Consider the following 20,585-nt stretch of genomic DNA (forward strand, 5'->3'; position numbering starts at 1 on the left):
AGAAGTCCATAATTTTTCGATGCACGGCTCTGGATCAGTTCTAAATTTTGGATGTGTAAATCTGCATCCTCATCCGGACTCTGCTGATGCATCCGCTCAGGCGACTGGATCAGCATCTGCACTACATCAGCATCGGCATCTGCGCGAGCTTTACAGTTAAGTATGGGCGAGTGTCTAAATGTACCGGCTCTTGCGCAGCTCGGCATCATGGGCGGTGGCAGCTTCGACAGTGGCGAAATTTGGTTCTTGTCCCAGAACAATCTGGCAATACGCCTCGTACATCTGGAAGGCAGCCACTGCCGGTGCGGTTTTTCCAGCACCGGTTCCCATGCCGACTAAAGCTACTGAATCTATTTTCGATTCACCGCCATGGTCCTCGCGCTCTTGCCGAATGTAAGCCGCAAGCGCACGAAATGCTGCTCTTGTCGCAAGGTAGCTATTCACATTTGCATTGGTCATGCGCAACGGAACACGCATGGTCGGAGCGATGATTGCTAACTTCGGTTTATCCAGATTGGTGCTGATTACTTCAGCGCATCCAACCGGTAACTCACCGGCGTGCTTATCCTGAATCAATTTGCGAACTCTGGACTCCAGTCTTCCATCAGTGAGTTTGTTCAACTGTGCTCCGAGCCCATCATCCATGATGCCAAAGCTGTTGGCCGGAGTGACCAGAACTGAAACATCAAGGTCGAAAACACTCCCTTCAGAAATGTCGACTTTAGCATTCCGCCCGAAGAAGGCAGACCATGACTTTACTATCTCTGGGTTGGTATCTCGCAAATGCACGACAAGCGGCATGAATGACTCCTATACGTATAGAGACACGACCTAAACTGCACTAGATTTTACTCGAAAGAACGAGGCAGGTTGTCACGAAGGTGCCTTCGCAGTCACCGGTTCTTCGGCAGTCGGTTCACTACTAGACTTTTCTGACCCGGAAGCGGCAGTGCCATCGACTTTAGTCCCAGGTTCCGCAGCAACTGTGGTTTCGACTTTCGCGACAGTCTCTGTAACCGCACTGACCGGCGCAGCTTTGACGTGTCGCTGTGGACACTCAGTGCCCTTGGGCAACATGCGCTTCTCCTTGCCTTCCTTGCGGCATATATCACACTCAATCAGGTCTTTAAAACAGCGCGGACACTTCGTCGTATCCGGCGTCACAGGGCAGCTGCAAGAGACACACAACACAATCGGTGGACCTTCGAAGATGCACCTGTCACTACCCTTAGTGCATATTGTTGGTTTCTCCAGAGGCGCGTTGCAGTAAGGACAAAGATTCGCCCAGACTGAACCACAACTTGGACAGTAGCTCTTGGCGCCACCAGCCTCACTTCCTGTCTTCAAGATCATCGTCTCAGGATTCTCACGACCTAATGTCACACATCCAGGACAGAGCTCTTTCTTCGCATCGCCACGCTGAAGCGGCCAGGTCTTTTCCTGCGCCTTCTTATCTTCAATCACAATCGCAGAACACTCAGGACACTTGCGGCTGCCCTCGTCGATTATGTGTTGACATTTTGGACACAACATTTTGCCTGGCACAATGAGCGTTTTCATTCCAGCTTTCGAACAAGCAGGGCAGAACTTTGCATCATCTGCAAGAGCGGCAGTAATGTCATGCCCAACCGGGCAAGTCTTGACGGAAGTATCCTCAGGCACCTCATACGAAAGCCACTGTAGATAAGGGTTCGGCTCGGTGACGAACTTCACGTCTGTATGCATCGGGTTCATCTTGCGATCAGTATTTCTGTAATAATTTTCGTAATCGGCAATGCCGTTCATTGATGCCAGCGAATAAAGTGGATCGTATTGCTTCACTACTACACGTGGCTCGACATCCGAAAGAACGATATCGGTAGTGCGAAAATTCGGAATCTGCTCCTGCAAATCCTCGACCACTGTCTCTGGAATTTTGATTCCATTCAAACCGACGAACGTCACAGGCGAACTGGCAGAGCCAATCTGATGGGTCTGCACTGACCACAACGGACTGCTGTGCGCAATCATGAGCGGCAGCAGATTATCATTGGCGAAATCAAGCAACAAACTCCGTCCATCAGAATTTGTATATAAAGGTTCTTTGATTGTGCCGCTCTGGGGATCACTGGGGAAAAGCTTGTCAAAGAGCTTCTCTTTGACGAATACGCGAATCATCTCCTCCACTTTTTGTTTCTTGGAATCTGCGTCGATGGATGGATCCAGATGCATGGCGAATAATTTGCCGGCCAGTTCAGATGTAATCAGACTCTTCGTCTCAGTCGAAAGCACAGGAGAAACCGCTTTCCAGTCATTTTTCTCCCACAGTTGTGCCAGTAAACCGTCAAGAAAACGCTCCACTTCTTTTCGACCGATCAAAGACTTGTCGATCAGCACTCTCTCCTGTGATGTATCACCCATCGTCGCTATGCGCGCGGAAAGCTTCTGCTCACCTTCCTTATTGACGACAGTGATCGTGTCCGAAAGCGACTTGATACTTGCGTGCACAGATTGGAACAGCTTGATCAGGTCATTGTAGAAATTGACCAGCATGCTGCGACTGCGACCGTCACGCCCGAAATTATCGTAATAGTTTGCCAGGCGCTCCAGGAGAACTTCCACAGTATCTCGCAAAACGGGCAGCTGCACATCATTTGAAACGCGCTGCAGCGAATCCATCGCTTCTTTTACAGGTCTTCTGGCATCACCTTCATGCACCTCCAATGGTGGCACCTGTGCCAATTTTTGCTGCGCCAAAGCAATCAATTCCTCAAGGTACTCTCGCAGGAACACATATCCACGCTCCGGATCCTTGACGTACGATTTAAGCCCTGTATCCAGAACAGACGAAATATTACTGATTGCCTGCTTACTGGCGGATGCGGCAATCTTCTCAATCTCGAGAGGACTTTCTGGATCAACCGTTTCAGAAACAATTGTGTCCGACCATTGCTTCAACTTGTTTATGCAAGCCGGTCGATTCTGTTTGAACTCTTCAAAGAAGGCACGCGAAAGGTAACGTCCGTATGAGGCATCAGTACCAAGACTTGCTTTCAGCGTCAGCGAATCTTCTATCTTGGACAAGTTATCTGCAAAGAATTGCTTTGCTAGAGCCTTCTCGGTGATGTCCGGGTCCGGCCTGAGCAGAAAGTCAACCACCGCATCTGTAATCTTGATTTCAAGCAGATCCTGAAAGTACGCAATCGGTGGCACCTTAACCGACGATACACCAACAGCAGAATATGCTTTATAGAAGGTGCGATCGCCCATCGTTTCCGGTTCGCTAATCGACGTAAAAATGTTGCTTAAAATCGACTCGCTCCGCTCAGTCAGAGGCGACAACACATCAGTCATGATAGTCTCAGACATATACTGTGACACACGATCATCGGCTGCAACTGGTTTATCGCCGGAAACCTGACGCTGCGAAATCACCGCACCGCGCTTGTTTTTATTGCTGAACATGAAAGTAAAATCAAATGGTGGCACATCCTTTGGGAAATCAACAAAAGTGTGATCCTTCCCTTTGATAATGTAGGAGCGCTTGGGACTGTTGAGGAGGTAGTCCAGCTCTCTCAAGGCCGCATAGCCATTCGAGTAAATGCGCCGGATATGCTGGTTTTCCACGACCGGCTCGTATACCTCAGGCATGACAAACATGCCTATAAATCGTCGCGTCGATGGATCTACACCGACAATTTTTCTGAGCATATAGGCAACATCCAGAAACATACCACTGCCGGTGCCACCACATATGGAGCAAATGATATAAACGAACTGCAAGGTAGGGTCGACTTCAAAATTTGTGAAATCTTCCCAGGCAGCCGGATCGGATACTTCGTGAGCAGCTTGTTGCAACCATCTGTAAGTAGTGTGCAGATTCTCGCCCTTGTATAAACCAATCTTGCCAAACATCCGCACTTGTCCTGAGCCACGCGCGGCTTTCGGGAAATCCACTCGCATTTCGGGATCCGGATACCAATCCTTAATGTGCCTGTTTTCAGGTGAGTCTAGATTGCTGATGATTTGAGGAGTATCGCTTTGATCGATGACTCGCAATTCGTTTGTACCGAGCGAAATATACTCACCAGTGCGTTGACTGATCACAGGCGGGTTATTGACTCCAGCACTATCCGTATCGATTGACAGCAGGCGGATCCATGGCAAGTCAGCACGCCCATAAGTATCATAGATGCGGCGTTTCAAGTGCGTCAGAGCACGTTTGCCAGTGCCACCCAACCCGATTACCAGAGAAGGAATTGTCCTTATTGCCATGATGCAAACTCCCGGTTGTTTCTGCTGCGAGCGATATTCTGAACGCCGTCAAGACCAGACAAACGAACAGAGCCAATGATCTAATTAGTGAGTTAAAAGGGCCTTGCCGACGATAGCGAGAATGGCCAGACCTGCAATAGCACCGCTTGCTATATTGGCGACCTTGGTGGCTTTTTCGGGCAGCCACCGACTGTTTTTTACAAGCATGGTGTAAACAACGAAACGCAGCGCAATCGCGATTGCAATTGCGGCGACAGCCAGAATTACATACCACCCAACCATTTCCATCGACTTCGCCGTCCTTCGTTTTACAACTTGCTGTGTCTGTACTATCACGCTTTAGCCCAATCATAGGCTAATTCAAACGGGTCTCAGCGGACACGCCAACACTTGGAAAGCGTCACAGGGTCGGACCTGAGGAGGAAAGTATAGCAATCTTAGACTAAGCAAACCTTCAACATTGCCGATCAGTCCCTCTTCAGGTTAGTGATCCACAAGAAAAGCCCAAAAACAGTACAGATAATGAGAATGAAAAAAATCGGAATTGCCAGCGGTGCGATTTCTTCCCAGGCACTTGGCTCTACAGTGATCTCAAATGGAATTTCCGTCGGCGCTACAGTTTCTGGAGGTCCAGATACATGCACACCCAGAACTCCAGCGTATTTGCCCGGCGCCTGATTCGATTTCACCAGAACATTGAGTTTGAAATCATGACTGTCCGATTTTGAGGTATCAAGCGCGAACGAAAGCGGTTTGCCACCATTCATCTCCTCTCTGGGAATTGCCCGAGCATCGCTTGCATCGCCTTTCTTCGAACTCACCATTGTTGCCTGCTGTGGCGAAATCTCAATATCGTAATTCGCTTGCGCATGTGCACCCGGCAATTCTTTGATCTTGCCAATCAGGTCCACATCCGAATCCTCAGCCCATAAGAATCCAGGCTTGCGCATCTTCACTTTGATCGCTTCAGGCTCTGCAACTACGCGTCCCGGCACGCGCAAAGTCCAGCCTATGAAGTCAGGCACTTTAGCGCTGGAGTCGAGCTTGAAACAGCCGGCATAATGACCAGCCGGGCAATTCGTGTGCGCCTGCGCATCGATATTTATCTCCTGGCTCGTCAAGGTGCGATTTCCAGGCTCACCAGCCGGTGCTACCTGGGTGGGCGCAACGTGCAACGTAATTGCATTTGCGGGAATGGAAGTAACAGACTGACAGGGAGCGCCAGTGACAGTCGCGGCAGAGGCAAGAACTGCCTTCAACTTGTCGGCGGCGACACTGCTTGTGACATCTTTGACACCGCTTATCTCTTCTGCATAACAGGACTTCAGCTGCAATGGAAAAGATGCTTTTGCCGAACCGTTGCCTACAACAGTGCCAAAATCAACAATGCCGTTTTTCAAGCTCAGGCCCTGCCCGAGCGTCAGCTGTCCTTTCAACTGCTCAACTTGTGACTTCAAAGAGAGGAAGATCCTCTCCGAAACCGTACCACCAGCCTGTTTTGTCACATCAATAAAATCGCCGCCAAGCATTTCAGCAAGCTCTTTTGCAGTTGTCGTTCCCGCTTTCCTGTCAGGCAGTCGCTGCAAGCCGATCACAAGTACTTTCCAGGTTTTAATTCCGACCTTCTTGAAGATCTCGTTTTGCTTTTTGGTCAGTTGTGCTGAGATATCGCGAACCTTCACAGCAGCACCAGGCGGTGGTTCATCCCAACCATCCGTAAGCATGACTATGAAAGTTGTCGTGCAAGGGTCGGTCTCAGAGTAAAGCTGATTCGCCTTTTGCAAAGCCAGCGCCAGCGCGCCTCCCATATATGTGTCGCCATGCTTGTCGGCGCTTAGAGCCTCTGGAGATTGAATCACTCTCAAGAGTGATTGCCTGTCTTCAGCCGTTTCTAGTTTCGAAGGCCAATCTGTCTTCTCAGTAATTTTCGTACCGAAAGTGATAAATGAAATTCTGCTCTTTGGATTGATCAGACGTTCATCTGCAGCAACCTGCTTCAGTGCCTGCCTGAGCGATTCGAACAATGTCACCTGACTGCCATCACTGGCGGTGACCATAGTGGACTTCAAGACCATACTGCCTGACACGTCAATCAAGAAGATGAAGTTGACCGGGCGCTCCTCAGCGGCAAAAACCGGTGTGATGAAAGCAGCTAAAAAACAGGCGAGCAGTAGGGCTAAATTTCTCAACTGACCGATTCCATCTCTTCTACGACTCGTCGTGCAGCATCACGGCGGTTGGAAGACTGAGTAATCGGCCTGCCCACGACAAGATAGTCAGAGCCATCTTTAATTGCCTGAGCCGGCGTGACTATACGCTTTTGATCGTCGCTAGACGACCAGGCTGGACGTATTCCCGGAGTAACGATGAGAAAATCCGGACCGCAGACCTCCCTGATTGCAGTAACCTCTTGCGCCGAGGCCACGACACCGTCGAGGCCGGCCCTTTTTGTCAGGGCAGCCAGGCGGGGCACCATTTGAGACACCGTCTGTCCAAAGCCTATGTCGCCGGCTTCCTGATCATTAATGCTGGTCAGCATAGTCACGGCAATTACTTTAGGCGCAGCAACACCAGCTTGCTGTGCCGCTTTATGCGTAGATTCGATCGTGGCTCGCATCATCTCGTAGCCGCCCGTGGCATGCACATTGAACATGGCAATGCCCTGTCCAACCAGAGCCTGACTGGCTCTGGCTACGGTGTTTGGTATATCGTGAAACTTGCAGTCGAAGAAAAAGGAAACGCCCTCACTTCTCATCGCCTCGAACAAACGCGTTCCGCTGTGTGCGTACAGTTCAAGACCAATCTTGAAAAGACCGACCTCATCCTTCAACTCTTTGACTATGTTCAAAGCCTCTGCTTCTGACGGAACATCAAGCGCGAGAATCAATTTCTCACGTGCAGTTTTGGTTTTCATGGTTGGCGGCATCCTGACACCTGCTGTATTGAGCGAACTGGAGAGACCATGGCTAAACAAAAAGCCTGGCAATTAAATATTGCCAAGCTTTCCAAAATCAAAGAGGACACTAGTTATTTGGAACCAACTTTGTGTTTGTCCAGCTTGTAGCGCTTCTGGAAGCGATCAACACGACCTTCCGTGTCTACAATTTTTTGCTGACCGGTATAGAACGGGTGGCAGTTACTGCAGATTTCAACTCTTATTTGTGGTTTGGTTGAACCGAGTTCTACTGAATTACCGCACACACAGGTGGCGATAACTTCTTGATACTGAGGGTGAATTCCTTCCTTCATGGCAGACCTTGCTTGATATAGATTGTGTGAAGCGAATAGATATCATAACAAACATCGGGACTTCAGCCCCAATCTAAACAGAATGATTAAGTTCCTGACGTAATAAGCCGGTCTGATCTCCTGAAAACCCATCCAAATTTAGTCAACCGCTATCGGTTGAGTATCGAGAAATTTGTCCAACCGCTATCGGTTGAGTTTTCTCAGTAGAAAGGTAATGCCACCCAGAACCTACCCATCTTATTTTGCATAGAATCCTTGCGACGCCAATATCCATAAGCAATCCAGGGACTGGTACTTCCCGATTTAGCGCTCTCACAGGTCTCTAAAATGGTCGAACCGAAACTTGGTTCCCATAGCTGCCTTTACGTTGTCGTTTGAGTCGACACCTTCTTGACTCCCCCCCCCCGGCTGCCTATCTGCCGTCCGACTCAGGTCAACCGCAGACACTTGATATCCAGACAGCGGATTCGACTTTCGCTGACTCAAGCACTTCTGAATAAGTCAGTTATTTATAGGTTGCTTGATTTCCAGCCCATCAAATTCAGCAGCGCTGACGCGCTCACCTTCAATAGCCAGATATACCTTCTGCGATCCAGCCAGATCAGAGACAGTTCGGCTCAATTGCTCGATTCTTGTTTCCAGCGATGTGCCACCACCACTAGAGGCGAAGTCTTTAGACAGGTTAAGTTCAACTTCCCCGTCAGTACGTTTCACACCCAACAACGTAGTTCCTTTCGGGATTTCACTGGACAGTCCAGAATCCTTTTCCGTTGCAGTAGGACCAGATAACAGTTGCTCGACCGCCTCGGCTAGTTGATCGCTATGGGTAAGAGTTCGGATCACCGGTACGAGACTGACTTCGTCATGCGCTGGCTTGACAAACCAGATCTTCATCTCGCGGGTGTCGGAATCGGTATGTCCTTTGATAACACCGGTGACATGCCGCTCTGACTTGGGCAACTGCGTATGGTGAGAGCACGACGTCAAAAGCGAGGCTGCAAAAAAAGTTGTGATTATGGCCGGCAGAAGGGCAAAAAACTGAGAGCCAATCGACTTCACCAGAGACTTCGAAAAATCTGAAAAAGATTCGTTGCTTTTATCGTGCCGCAATGCTGCGCTCCAGACCCAAGTCTAGAATAGCCTATTCGCCCGCTCTCGTCGACTGCGCCACTGCCGCTGTGGGCTTCGGCGCAATCAAAAGTTGGCCGCCACCATGCACTACATCCTTACTGACTGCCAGTTCCTTGAGCCTGAAAGCATGATCTTTTCTGTCCATCCGACTGAAGTCAACAATCGGATTAAGCAGCTCCTCTGCAAAGGCTGAAAACTTTTCCGGTTCGACTATGTCAGGCGACTCGACCTTCATGCCTCTCAAAAATATCTTGTCTCCTTCGAGCACCGGTCGTCCAGCAATTTTGATTGGAACGCCTGTTTCTTCGGCGGCACCGGCAGTAACCAAAACTGCATCGACTGTCAGTTCATCCTCACCAATATCGACGCGGGGACGCACCACCTGCAGTTGCTGATCTCCTAAACCGGGCAGGTCTAACTTGAGACCACGCATAGATCTGGCAATCCGCTCTGAGCCAAGGGCAACAACAACATCATGAGAGCTTAGATTTCCCTTCACGTTCAATAAAATAGGAGTCTGCAATCCTAGACTCTTTCCCTCTTTTCGCCTGTACTGATACCAGATAGGCGTGGCTGAAGCCATTTCAATCTCTCCGAGCGGAACGTTCTTAATGGAGCCACCATCAGAGGAAACAGAGACGGACTTCACTTTTCCGGCGACCAGATCTGTCAAACCGAAGGTCTTTACTTTTACTTTTACCTTGCCACCAAGCTTCTTCTGCAATACTTTTTTGGCGGCTTGTCCAGCAATTACATCACTTATAAACGTAATACCGGTAACCTTTTGAACAGTTCGACTGAATTTGCTCCCAATCGGAAAAGGCGGATCGGTCGTAGAAGGCGAACTTGACGCTGGCTCAGCCCCATACGATGACACCTGAGCAGTCAGAGCGAGAGTCAGATACAGTGCTGATAAATGTAACTTTCTAACCAGACGAATATTCATTTGCAGAATCATAATTTCAACCCGGACAGGCACGATGCCAGGCTGCAAAGGATAGCAAATCCCACTGCCGGCGAAAAGGAATGTCTCTTAACATCTTCACCTTACTAAGGCGCTTCCTTGCTGCATAGACTATTCTCAAATAACTTCTATCAGTCAGCGGTTCCCTCTCAAATGTCGAACACACAACTTCAGCAAACACTAGAAGACCATCTTGCCCAGGTAAGGAAGTGCACTGCCTGTCCAAAAATGATTGGTCCGGTAATCACACCTACACCGGTGGTGAGCAAAGTCTACCTTTGCGGTCAGGCCCCGGGTCCACGAGAAGGCTCATTCGGCCGCCCCTTCGCCTGGACGGCCGGTAAAACAATGTTTAAGTGGTTCGAAACGATCGGCTTGAACGAAGAACAATTTCGATCTTCAGCGTTTATCGGCGCCGTCTGCCGGTGCTTTCCAGGAAAAACCAAACAGGGCGGCGATCGAGTGCCATCCGCTCAAGAGGTGAGCACTTGCTCGAGTTGGATGAACAGAGAATTTCAATTAATGAAACCTGAACTGATTGTGCCAGTCGGTCGTTTAGCGATTGAACAGTTCTTGCCAATAGCTCCGCTCAACGAAATCATCGGAAAGAAATTCCAGGTCGAAGCATTCGAACAGACATGTGACGTGATACCACTGCCCCACCCGTCCGGCGCATCGACATGGTTTAAAAAAGAGCCCGGCATCACATTACTGGCTCAGGCTCTTAAGCTGCTCGGAGAGCATCCAGCCTGGCTTGATATGGTCAACTCGCAGTAGAGCTACCAATCCTTATCGACGATAGTCGATGCTGGTCACTATTGATCTCGTCGCCCTGACGCCGCGAAACATAATGTTCCAAACAGGTTTCAAATCAAATCCAAACATCCTCAAATGGAATAGGATCTACCTGCACAATCGATCAGTGGTTCAACAGAATACGAACCGCGCAAGTCGACTGCTCGACAAATCACTCGCATATGCTTACACGTTGATGCGGCTGGAGTAGCTTCATGGAGCCCTGGGAAAAATTAGCCTCGCGATTTTTCGACCTTTGGAGAAACAAAGGTGACGACTGGCTTGAGAAGTACCACAAAGAGATGATGCGCACGGTCAAAAATTTCACCGCCAAGCAAGGTGGAACACTTTCAGAAGGGCGCATGTACAAAAACGAAGAAGACATTCCCAAGCTCAACTCGGGAAACGCCCTTCTCGACATGGAATTACGCCAGCGACTGGTGGACAAACTGAAGTTTCCCGTCATCACCGTCCGTTATAAGCACTGGAAATTAGTGACCCGAGTTCTTGGCCCAGCCGAGTTCCCGCTCATATTTCCAGGCAAAGTGATGCTGATTGTTCAAGGCACGAGATTCGTTCCAAAACAAGATTTTCAGCTCAGTATAATCACCCGAGGCACCTCCGTGGAATGGCTGTCAAAGCCACTCGAAAACGTGATCAGGTTGTGGCCTGAGCTGAAAGAAGTAGGCGACAGAAAGCCCAGAAGTGATGCTGGAACCGAGGTGAAGAGCGGGCATTATGACGTTGATAGCCGCTTTGTCATCAAAACCACTCATCCACAACTGGTTGAAAAACTGTTTGAAAAACACCGCATCCGAGAAAAGATACTGGCCTCGCGAATGACCGGCTTTGCAGTGTCGAGCAACTTCAACCCAGATCAAACCTGGGGTAACGTGCTCAGTTTTTTCGATATAGTCCGCATCAATAGCGCAGAGGAGATGGCTACTTCCAACGCCTTCTTCCGCGACATGCTCGATGCCCTGTTCGAATTCGAATTGATCTCAAGCGAACCGCCTGAGCCTCTCGCTCTGGGCTCGAGAGTCTTCGACTTCTAACCGACTGTTCGCCGGTTTGTTTTCTATGCTTCCTGGAGTGCTCTCAAAGAAACTTCAGCACTGGACAAAAGCTTAGAAGCTCTGTCACTGTCGCGAGTCAACTGAGAAGAGAACCCGTAGTGCGGTTTCAGCACGACTTTCTCGGCGCCAACTCTCACGCCTTCACCGAGAAACGCTGTCAATCTCTGACTGGCTAAACGAGCACCGATTTCATCGCATTCATGCAGAATCAATGCCAGAGTCTTATTCCTGAATCGCACAACAATATCAGTTGGGCGCAAGTTCAGGTTAAACTGCTGTGCCACCGCATACAGTACTGCTTCCGTTTCTTGCAACGAACCATCTGGGCTTGTAAATTCAGCCAGCACAACGCTAAGAGGATACTTGTTCTCAAGGGCAAGTTCGATTTGACCTTCCAGCAACTGCACCAGGTACTCACGTGTGCATGTGCGCTTGAGCGGATCGCTTAGCTTTCCCGATGTCGACTGTTGCGGGTTGACCGCAGGGATGCTGTTCAAGGTTGCATTGGTAGTGCGATAAGCGCGACGTTCGATGCCGTTCGGCGCTCCGTATAGGTTGGACATTCATTTCACCTCTGGGTGCATAATCATCTGGGATTCCAACGGATACCTGAAAGCAGCTCGTGGTGATTGTAAGATCTTTTATCCACTCAGGATCGCGCCCGTCGCTTATTTGTTAAACATGTTTTGTAAACCCGTTTACTGAAAGCAATTCCAGACTTTACGCGCCTTAAAAGGAGCAGTTGAAAAGCTTCTGCAAGCAAAATGAAACGGCTCAACCATCACCTTTTCTTTATACTTTCAAAAACGATGACCGGAGACAGAAGTCCGTACACAAATTAGTCACAACCATGCCGCACTACAGACGGTGCCAGCAAAAATTCTGTGGAGTCAGCTCTATTTATTCCGGACGGAACGGATCTGGCGGTGGCGAACCTGACGACCGCCCTTCCATCTCGTCTTCGCGACGCGGTTGTGGTCGGGGTGGCGGGTTCTGCGGAGCATTCGGATTGCCTCCACTCGGACGCAACTTCTCGTTCAAAGCCTCTTTCAACAACTCGTTTTGTTTGAGCAAAGCTTTCAAGTGTTCGTTGGCAATGGCCAACTCAGCTTGCAACTCGGCCACTGTCTGTTCGTGCGTGACGCCTGTGACAGGGTCGCGTCCCGGCATCTTGGGCAACAACACATAACCAAGCTGCACGGCTTTCAAAGCTGCGGCGGTTCTTGTCGGCACTTTCAACTTGGCAAGAATACATTCGATATGTTTTTCAACTGTACGCAATTTCATATCGAGTTCTTCTGAAATTTCTTTATTGCGCAAGTCAAGTCGAATTAAAACTTCAATTTCGCGATCGGTGAGGTTCGAATTCGGCATCGAAGTTGCCGGGCTCTGCTTCACCAGCTGGGTGATTTTCGGGTCACAAAACGGCAAGCCACGCGTTACTTGCTCGATTGCCTCGAACAAAGTACGTGGACCGGAACTCTTCAAGCAAAATCCACGCGCCGACGCGCGCACAAGCTGATTGTGATACTTGGTGGCGTGATAGGAGTCAGTCAACACCAGCACGTTAGCCGTTGGCATCTCATCATGGACACGCCGGCAGATTTCTACGCCGTTCAAAATATCGAGGTCAACATCTGTTATTACGAAATCAGGCTTCATGCGACGAATCAAATCCATCGCCGCCATACCGTCGGATGCCTCTCCAACAATTTCGACTACTTCTGAAACAACCCGTTTGAGACCGAAGCGGATCAGTTCGTGACGCTCACACAACACTGTACGTGGTCGGAACACTGAGTGCCTCTGCGGTTGTGAATAAGAATCCAAGGAAATCTCCGAACCTAGTTTTTAAAATCTGGCACTTGGGCCACTGGTTAATTGTAACAACGCCTCAGAGAACTGACGGAGTATTCCAAAACTCCATATGTGGAAAGGTAAGGGATGACGCCCCCTTCGTCAAGTCAATCCCTTTCCAGCACGCAGATTTGAGACGCCAAGGGTATATCAAGTATGGGAAATATACGAAGCCTGTGGGATATCCCCCAATAGACTTGGCAGCCGCGGAATCGTTAAGCTGTGCTCACATTCGGAAATTATATGTATTGCACCTCACCAGATTTTCAAGCAAAAATGACTAACGTCCATAAATTCATCTACACCCTCGCAGTAGCCATGAGCATTCAGCTCGGTCTGGCCACCGAGCAGGCATTCGCAACCAAGCTCAATGCAGCGCCTCTGCCTCATGAGCGCGATTCAAAAGACTTCTCCAACGGCGAAGAGACCGTGATACCGCCAAGCGCAACTCGCTTCAAGCGCCGTCCAGATGCGCGCGAAGTCGAGAAACAACAGAAAGCAGACGAACTGGAAGCCCAGAAAAACGCCGCTCTCGCCAAAAAGCAACAGCTCGACGCAGAAGCAAAAGCACAGCAGCAGCAAATCGAAGCCTATAACAAGCAGGCTCAGATCGCCATAGAAGCCAACAACAGCGCCGTCGCCCTGGGTAAACAGGGTCGCTGGATGGAAGCGATAGCAGCCCATGAAAAAGCTGTTCAATACGACCCCAAGAACAAACAGTTCAGAGTCAATCTGTCAGCGGCACGCACAGCTTTCGGCCAACAACGGATGGCCCAGAAAGATTACGCGGGCGCTGCCAGCATGTTCCGCAAAGCTCTCAGCGCAGCACCTGATAACGGTCTGGCCGGCAAAATGCTGGTCGAGTGCATGAAGAAGAGCGGGCTCGATGCAACCAATGCAGACGTGAGAATTCAAGTTGGCGATCAACTGGCCGGTGCAAATGATTTCGAAGGCGCGGCGATTGAATACCAGGCAGCCATGCAGATTGAGCCGTCCGGGAAGACATACGTAAAAATGGGCGATATGGCCTATCGCTACGGACAGATCACCACAGCAACGAACTGGTATCGTCAAGCGATCATCAAAGATCCAAACTGTGGCGCAGCCCACAGGCAACTGGGATTCCTGGCGCTGGCTCAGCGTGACAATACATCGGCGGCGGCATCATTGCGCAAGGCAGTCATTCTCGACCCGAAAGACGTGGCAGCCGGGCAGCAACTTGTCGAGATCTGGCGCAAACAAGTAGCAACAAATCCTTTACTGGCAGAGAATCATCTAGGTCTGGCGGGCGCTCTGCAACTGACTGGAGATTTCGTCGGCGCAGAGAGTTCATATAGAAAGTTAGAAGCTCTCGATCCCAAAAATCCAGGACTGGAAGCCGGCCGTGCCAGCCTCAGTCGCGCCTACCAGCACGCGAAAGCGGAGAAACATAAACTCGCCTCCACCACCCTCTACAACCAGGGGCTGCGCCGCGAAGCACTGGCAGAAATCAATCAAGCAGTCATGCTCGAGCCAAGAAATGCCGAATATCAGTTTCTTCTAGGTGAATGCCTGGAAGCAAATGGCGACTATCAAAATGCGCACCAGGCCTACCTGACATGCGTGCTTATCGACCCGGAAAACAACAAAGAAGCCGCCGCTCGCATGAAAGCGATGCAAAATCAGAGCGGCATGACAGCTCAGCAATCGCAAAACGCAATCAGCCAGGTGACCAACAGATTGACGGGTGCAAACTCACAACATTCACCATTGGCAACACCACAAGCACAAGCGATGCCCGTGCAAACACAGCAGACCGCGCCTGCAGCTTTGGCTCAAGGCATGCCGACTGATAACAGTGGCGTGAGAAAGAATATGTTTGAAGGCGGAAGCGGCTCACCAACCCTTCCCCAGACCATGAACTTCAGAACTCATGACGAGTCGGAAGCAGCCCAATCAGGCACGGCAGTCGCCGCCGCCCCCGGTATCACAGCACCTCAAACTACAGCGCCTGCAGCCAATGACAATCTCGCGAAAGTGAGCGCCTGCGAGGCACAAAAGGACTACGCGGGAGCGGTGACAATTCTCCGCCAACTGCTGTCTGATAATCTCCAGAACCCGGACATACACCACCGACTGGCAGTCAATCTGATGTCAGCCGGAGAAATTAGCGAAGCAATCTCGGAATTTAGGATTGCAAGCGCACTAAATCCGAAGCAGAAGGCTTATGCTGAAGATCTAGCGAGAGCTATGTCCATTCATAAACGCTCTATGACGAGCGACGGAGCCGGAGCACCTCAATGAGCTTTTACTTTCAGGCACCTGATCTAGCCGAATTTCCGAGGCGATCTTACCGAAAGTTCCTTGAAGAAACACTGGGTAATCTGTTTGCTGAAATTTCACCAATAGCTAGCGAGTTCAGCACCCGCTACGAAGTCTCATTTGTCGGCCAGGACGGCAAAGTCCACTGGCGATTCGAAGATTACGCACCCGACTCAGGCTATCCGACGTCAGCCGAGGCGGCGCGCAAAACCAACATGACTCATGCAAAGCGCATGATGATGGAAGTCTGGTTACGCGACACCCAGACCCACGAACTGCGTAAATCAACCGCCTACGTTGCCGACGTGCCTGTAATCACCGACCGCGGAACATTTGTTATCAACGGCTCTGAACGTGTCGTACTCGGTCAGCTTGTCCGCGCTCCAGGCATCTACTTTTCACAGGGAGGGCCTAGCAGCTACAAAGCTCTCTGGCTGGCAGAACAGGGCGCACCAGTCAGCATCGAATTGGAACTCGATCCCGGTTCGGGCAAAACCAGTCGCGCCAAATGCAGAATCAAACTGCCTAAACGCAGCTGGATTGCAGCAACGACCGTATTGACGGCGATGGGTGTCGACGAGAACACCATGACCAAAAGAATCGCACCCCTGCTCGAGCGCAACCGCATCGAGTGGAAGAAAGTGTCACAGACTGAAGCTCTGGCAGTCGTGGGCAGGGGCTGGAAACCGGACGGCGGTGGTGGCGCCAGTGGTGGCGTCACGGCGTTGAAAGAATTGACCGAGAAACGCCGCTACAACATGGGCCACCTCGGTCGAAAACGTGTCAACAAGAAGCTTGGCGTTGACCACGAGTCGTTGCAACTCAGTGCCGAAGACATCATGGCAGCCGTCGAATATATTCTCAACCTGCCACTGGGTAACGGCACCACAGACAACATAGACAGCCTGGAGAACCGCCATTTGCGCGGTGTCGGCGACGTTTTGACGCGCGCCGTACGACCGGCTCTGGCTCAGATGGTCAAGTCGCTGAGAACGAGGCTGGAGCTCAATGAAGACGAAGAGATAGGCAGCCCCAACGACCTGGTCGACTGCCGTCCGGTCGCCAACGCCATGGTCAAATTCTTCTCGGGCAATCCTCTCGTTCAGTATCTGGACCAGCAAAACCCGCTCTCAGAGCTGTCTCACAGACGCAGAATCACCTCCTTCGGACCAGGCGGTATCGATCCAAACGCCGCTCCCAACGAAATGCGCGACGTGCATCCCTCTCAAATCGGCAGAGTCTGTCTGGTTGAATCACCAGAAGGAAAAAACTGCGGTCTTGTAGCGTACATGGCGACCTACTGTCGCATCGACGAAGACGGCTTCCTGACCGTGCCCTACCGCCGCGTTGTAGAAGGCAAAGTCACCGACGAAGTATGCTATCTCACCCCCGCCGACGACAAAGTCTACTCGCTGGCACCACCTGATACGAGAGTAATTGAAAACGAGATTCAAGGACCCTTCGTCAGCGGCAGACGCGGCGAAAGGTTTTTTGAGATGGAGCCCAAAGACGTCGATATGATCGGTATCGCGCCACAGGGTTTCATCTCTGTCGGATCGGGTCTGATTCCATTTCTAGAACACGACGATGCCAACCGCGCCCTCATGGGTGGTGGCATGATGCGCCAGACCCTGCCGCTTATCAAGCCTGAGCGCCCGCGTGTCGGCACAGGCATGGAGAAAATCGTCGCCCGTTCATCAGGACACTCTATCGTCGCCAGGCGAGCCGGCACTGTCACACGAGTCACAGGCAACGAAATCGTCGTTACCCAGGCAAGCGGCGAATCACGAACTTACAATCTAATACGCTTCGACCGCACTAACCAGAACACAATTTTGGACCAGCGGCCCGCCGTCAAAGAAGGCCAGAAAGTCGAAGCCGGTCAAATCATCGCCGATGGTCCTGCCATCGACAACGGCGAACTGGCTCTCGGTCGCAATCTTCTTATCGCCTTCCTGTCATGGCGCGGTCAGAACTTCGAAGACGCTATTGTCCTCAGAGAAGGACTGATTCGAGACGCCAAGCTCAGTCATATAGAAATAGAAAAGCACTCGGTCGGTGTTCACCAGACTTTGCGTGGTCCTGAGGTTCTCACGCCTGAACTTCCCAACGTGGCCAACAAAGATCTGGAACACCTGGACATGCGCGGCATCGCGAAGATAGGCAGTTATGTCAACCCGGGCGACATCCTCGTCTCCAAGCTGGCACCGAAAGAACAGCGCGCCATGAGTGCGGAAGAAGAACTCCTCCAGGCAATCTTCGGCAAGGTGGCAGAAGAAATGCAAGACACGAGTCTGCGCGTGCCGCACGGCTCAGGCGGTCGAGTCATCGACGTGCGCATCTTCACGCCGGAAACAACGCCTGAGTTGAAATCAGGTCTGATCTGCGAAATCGAAGTACTGATTGCCCGAATGTGCCCCGTTGAAGTAGGCGACAAACTGGCGGGACGCCACGGAAACAAAGGGATCGTCTCGATTGTCGTGCCAGACCAGGACATGCCTTACCTGCCCGACGGCACACCAGTCGACATCTGCCTCAACCCGCTTGGCGTACCAAGCCGTATGAATGTGGGACAGGTGTTCGATACGCAGCTCGGGCTCTACTCGCAGATTCTCAATCGCTACTACCGCATTCACCAGTTCGACGAATCTATCTCACCTGACGCCTCGTTCAACCTGGTCAGAGACGCACTTGCCGAGGTTCGAAAAACACCCGGCTACGAGTGGATGGGCAAGGACGGCAAAGTAATTCTGACCGACGGCAGAACGGGAGAGCCATTTGACCGCCCGGTGCTTGTGGGCAGACAGTACATGCTCAAGTTGAATCAGCTTGTTCTCCACAAAATCAACGCAAGATCCGGATTGGGTGGACCTTACGCCGCTGTCACACAACAGCCCGTGGGCGGAAAAGCAAACCACGGCGGACAGCGTATGGGCGAAATGGAGGTCTGGGCTATTCAAGCCTACGGCGCTGCCAATATTCTCAACGAAATGATGACCATCAAAGCCGACGACTTACACGGACGGCACCAGTCTTACGCCGACATCGTCCAGGGCAACCCGATGTGCGCACCAGGACGTACAGCTGCATTCGACGGTCTGTGCTGCGAAATTCGCGGACTTGGCTTCGAGATGACACTTGGTCGCATCGTAGACAGCTTCGACGTTGTCGAAGATAAGAGTTGCTCGACCCCATCGAAAGAACCACCTCCAAAGACACTCGAAGAAGAGTACATGGTCTCCGCCGTCGATACGAGAGAAGAAGAAGGAGTCAAGATTCTCGAAATCCCAGCCGGCGACTATGTTCCTATCAGTCGACCGCTGCAAGCACCGGTCATCACCTCAGTCACAACCGGCAAGAACGGCTTCAAGCCGCGCATCGAAGTTTCGCAAGAACCAATCATCGACGACATCGACGACAGCGATGAAGCGTATCTCGCTTCCTTCATCGACGACGCCACAAGCGACATTCTCGGACCTGATGGAACGCTTGCCAGTGGAACAGTCAACCAGGAAGACAATCAAAGAATGCAGGAATTCGATGAACCTGAAGAATTCGCTGCTCCTATCGACTTCGGCAGACCGGTCGAGTTCGGAAAACCGAACGAATTCAAGAAACCAGCCGAATTCGCCCCACCGACTGCGCAACCTGCCGGCGAGCAGCGTTTTGCGCTTTCCAGCGCTGATTTATCAGATTTGTCAGCAGCGATTGCGCCTGAACTTTCCAGCCAACAAGAAAAGCTGTCGCTTGACTTTCCGTCGCTCAGCGATCTCCAGTCGCTCGCTTCAGAGCTGCTCAACCTCGGAAATACTACTGAAACGGTAAAGCCCCCCACAGAGCCGGTCAAATCCTCAAACCCTCGTGAGGGCGGCGAAGGGGAAAAATCCCATGGTGAGGGTAATTACATCATGGACGACGAAGAATCTTAAAAGCATACTAGTGGTGCAGTCGGATCACTAGGAAATCGTACATGTCAGGCAGAGCACATAAGCAGTTCATCAAGACCACGGCGTTGTCTTTGTTTATGCTCGGCGCACTGAGCGTCTTCTCTCCGTTGGCAGCGCTTGCCCAGTTTGCACAACCGCTCGGATACCCCAGCCAGAACACGACACCACAAGCAGAAGTGCCTGGCAGCGGCGATACTCCTGCGCCGGTCAATCCCGGCGACACAATCGGTGCTCCTCCTGTTCCCACTGGAACAGCTGATCCAACCACAGGCAACAGTTTCCCAAATGGCGTCGGTCGCGACAGAACAGTCGTCAACGTCTACCGCAACAGCAATGGCGGTGCACTCGGTCAGCCACGCGGCAACCGCATGGTCATGACGATTCGTCCAGACCAGCTCTCAGCTGATCAACTCGGTCAAGTGCAAGGTATTCTCGGCGTCAACCTGCTCTCGGGCGAACAAATCATTCAGGTCAACGCTTCTGATGGTCAGATCGAACAGTTGCAGCAAGCAATGGCAGCCTGGCCGCAATATCAAATGAACGGCAATCGCAAGAAAATCAACAACGATTCACCAGCCACCGGATACCCAAAAGCCAACGAAAACAATAGCTACGACTTCCAGGGTCCGCTGCCGACAGTAAGAACATTCTCCCGCTATCTCGTCATTCTCGGCGTCGTCTGCGCCACAGTGTTCATGGCACTGGCAGCCTACTCCATGGTGCTCGGTCACCCTTACGGTGGCGCCAGAGTAATAGGCACCGCAGCTGGTTTCATGCTCCTGCTCATGGGCTACACAATCTGGAAAGTCGTCCAGATGAACACATTCAAAGCAATGAGCAACACGCCGGCAATCAATCAGAACAGACCGCAAACAGCTCAAGTGAACGATGCAAACATAGGCCCGCCAGGAGTACCGGTCACCCCGGGTGGTGGCGTCGGCGGAGCCGGAAGAAGCGGCATACCAGTCGTTCCATTCGGCAATGCTAACAACCCATAATCGACGAAGCAGA

The 20,585-nt window shown here is 51.3% G+C and carries 15 protein-coding genes; 5 read left to right on the plus strand and 10 right to left on the minus strand.

The annotated features are described in order from the left end of the window. Window positions 1–174: 174 nt before the first annotated feature. The 8 genes from EKK48_06515 to EKK48_06550 all read right to left on the minus strand — a co-directional run bounded on the left by EKK48_06515 (window position 175) and on the right by EKK48_06550 (window position 9,592). Entirely contained in the window at window positions 175–801 is a 627-nt protein-coding gene (locus tag EKK48_06515) for an Appr-1-p processing protein (GenBank protein RTL44901.1), read from the minus strand. Between the two features lie 72 nt (window positions 802–873). Next, window positions 874–4,254 carry a hypothetical protein gene (locus tag EKK48_06520; GenBank protein ID RTL44902.1) on the minus strand — a complete coding sequence of 1,127 codons (3,381 nt, stop codon included), beginning with the start codon at window positions 4,252–4,254 and terminating at the stop codon, window positions 874–876. 84 nt (window positions 4,255–4,338) lie between these two features. Then, complete coding sequence (locus EKK48_06525) at window positions 4,339–4,542, minus strand: hypothetical protein (GenBank protein RTL44903.1); 204 nt, start codon at window positions 4,540–4,542, stop codon at window positions 4,339–4,341. Between the two features lie 179 nt (window positions 4,543–4,721). Continuing rightward, complete coding sequence (locus EKK48_06530) at window positions 4,722–6,452, minus strand: VWA domain-containing protein (GenBank protein RTL44904.1); 1,731 nt, start codon at window positions 6,450–6,452, stop codon at window positions 4,722–4,724. Continuing rightward, entirely contained in the window at window positions 6,440–7,168 is a 729-nt protein-coding gene (locus tag EKK48_06535; GenBank protein RTL44905.1) for an orotidine-5'-phosphate decarboxylase, read from the minus strand. The genes EKK48_06530 and EKK48_06535 overlap by 13 nt, the downstream gene beginning before the upstream one ends. Window positions 7,169–7,281: 113 nt before the next feature. After that, window positions 7,282–7,503, minus strand: a complete 222-nt coding sequence (locus EKK48_06540; protein RTL44906.1) for a 50S ribosomal protein L31 — start codon at window positions 7,501–7,503, stop codon at window positions 7,282–7,284. A 501-nt stretch (window positions 7,504–8,004) separates the two neighbouring features. Then, window positions 8,005–8,613 (minus strand): hypothetical protein, encoded by a 609-nt coding sequence (locus EKK48_06545; protein ID RTL44907.1) that lies wholly within the window; start codon window positions 8,611–8,613, stop codon window positions 8,005–8,007. 31 nt (window positions 8,614–8,644) lie between these two features. Then, window positions 8,645–9,592, minus strand: coding sequence for a DUF2993 domain-containing protein (locus tag EKK48_06550; GenBank protein ID RTL44908.1), 948 nt, complete (start codon window positions 9,590–9,592; stop codon window positions 8,645–8,647). Window positions 9,593–9,826: 234 nt separating this feature from the next. On the opposite strand from EKK48_06550, the gene EKK48_06555 reads away from it, so the two are divergent. Beyond that, window positions 9,827–10,375 (plus strand): uracil-DNA glycosylase, encoded by a 549-nt coding sequence (locus EKK48_06555; GenBank protein ID RTL45006.1) that lies wholly within the window; start codon window positions 9,827–9,829, stop codon window positions 10,373–10,375. A 233-nt stretch (window positions 10,376–10,608) separates the two neighbouring features. Continuing rightward, window positions 10,609–11,448, plus strand: a complete 840-nt coding sequence (locus tag EKK48_06560; protein RTL44909.1) for a hypothetical protein — start codon at window positions 10,609–10,611, stop codon at window positions 11,446–11,448. Window positions 11,449–11,471: 23 nt separating this feature from the next. On the opposite strand, the gene EKK48_06565 is transcribed toward EKK48_06560, so the two are convergent. Together EKK48_06565 and EKK48_06570 are read right to left on the minus strand one after the other, a co-directional pair. After that, complete coding sequence (locus EKK48_06565; GenBank protein RTL44910.1) at window positions 11,472–12,032, minus strand: diguanylate cyclase; 561 nt, start codon at window positions 12,030–12,032, stop codon at window positions 11,472–11,474. 337 nt (window positions 12,033–12,369) lie between these two features. Next, on the minus strand, window positions 12,370–13,266 hold the full coding sequence (locus EKK48_06570; protein ID RTL44911.1) for a response regulator transcription factor: 897 nt from the start codon (window positions 13,264–13,266) through the stop codon (window positions 12,370–12,372). A 303-nt stretch (window positions 13,267–13,569) separates the two neighbouring features. Here EKK48_06570 and EKK48_06575 point away from each other — a divergent pair, with 303 nt between their 5' ends. The 3 genes from EKK48_06575 to EKK48_06585 are packed head-to-tail and all read left to right on the plus strand — an operon-like array spanning window position 13,570 to window position 20,572. Further along, on the plus strand, window positions 13,570–15,609 hold the full coding sequence (locus EKK48_06575) for a tetratricopeptide repeat protein (GenBank protein RTL44912.1): 2,040 nt from the start codon (window positions 13,570–13,572) through the stop codon (window positions 15,607–15,609). Next, window positions 15,606–19,556, plus strand: a complete 3,951-nt coding sequence (locus EKK48_06580; protein ID RTL44913.1) for a DNA-directed RNA polymerase subunit beta — start codon at window positions 15,606–15,608, stop codon at window positions 19,554–19,556. Before EKK48_06575 ends, EKK48_06580 begins: the two co-directional genes overlap by 4 nt. 41 nt (window positions 19,557–19,597) lie before the next feature. Beyond that, complete coding sequence (locus EKK48_06585; protein RTL44914.1) at window positions 19,598–20,572, plus strand: hypothetical protein; 975 nt, start codon at window positions 19,598–19,600, stop codon at window positions 20,570–20,572. Window positions 20,573–20,585 lie beyond the last annotated feature (13 nt).

It is taken from the genome of Candidatus Melainabacteria bacterium, from assembly GCA_003963305.1.
Lineage (GTDB): Bacteria > Cyanobacteriota > Vampirovibrionia > Obscuribacterales > Obscuribacteraceae > PALSA-1081.

Coding starts and splice junctions, on each gene's coding strand:
- EKK48_06525 (RTL44903.1), bottom strand. CDS start 4,542: ATGGAAATGGTTGGGTGGTATGTAATTCTGGCTGTCGCCGCAATTGCA.
- EKK48_06575 (RTL44912.1), top strand. CDS start 13,570: ATGTATTGCACCTCACCAGATTTTCAAGCAAAAATGACTAACGTCCAT.
- EKK48_06535 (RTL44905.1), bottom strand. CDS start 7,168: ATGAAAACCAAAACTGCACGTGAGAAATTGATTCTCGCGCTTGATGTT.
- EKK48_06540 (RTL44906.1), bottom strand. CDS start 7,503: ATGAAGGAAGGAATTCACCCTCAGTATCAAGAAGTTATCGCCACCTGT.
- EKK48_06585 (RTL44914.1), top strand. CDS start 19,598: ATGTCAGGCAGAGCACATAAGCAGTTCATCAAGACCACGGCGTTGTCT.
- EKK48_06580 (RTL44913.1), top strand. CDS start 15,606: ATGAGCTTTTACTTTCAGGCACCTGATCTAGCCGAATTTCCGAGGCGA.
- EKK48_06550 (RTL44908.1), bottom strand. CDS start 9,592: ATGATTCTGCAAATGAATATTCGTCTGGTTAGAAAGTTACATTTATCA.
- EKK48_06520 (RTL44902.1), bottom strand. CDS start 4,254: ATGGCAATAAGGACAATTCCTTCTCTGGTAATCGGGTTGGGTGGCACT.
- EKK48_06555 (RTL45006.1), top strand. CDS start 9,827: ATGATTGGTCCGGTAATCACACCTACACCGGTGGTGAGCAAAGTCTAC.
- EKK48_06560 (RTL44909.1), top strand. CDS start 10,609: ATGGAGCCCTGGGAAAAATTAGCCTCGCGATTTTTCGACCTTTGGAGA.
- EKK48_06565 (RTL44910.1), bottom strand. CDS start 12,032: ATGTCCAACCTATACGGAGCGCCGAACGGCATCGAACGTCGCGCTTAT.
- EKK48_06515 (RTL44901.1), bottom strand. CDS start 801: ATGCCGCTTGTCGTGCATTTGCGAGATACCAACCCAGAGATAGTAAAG.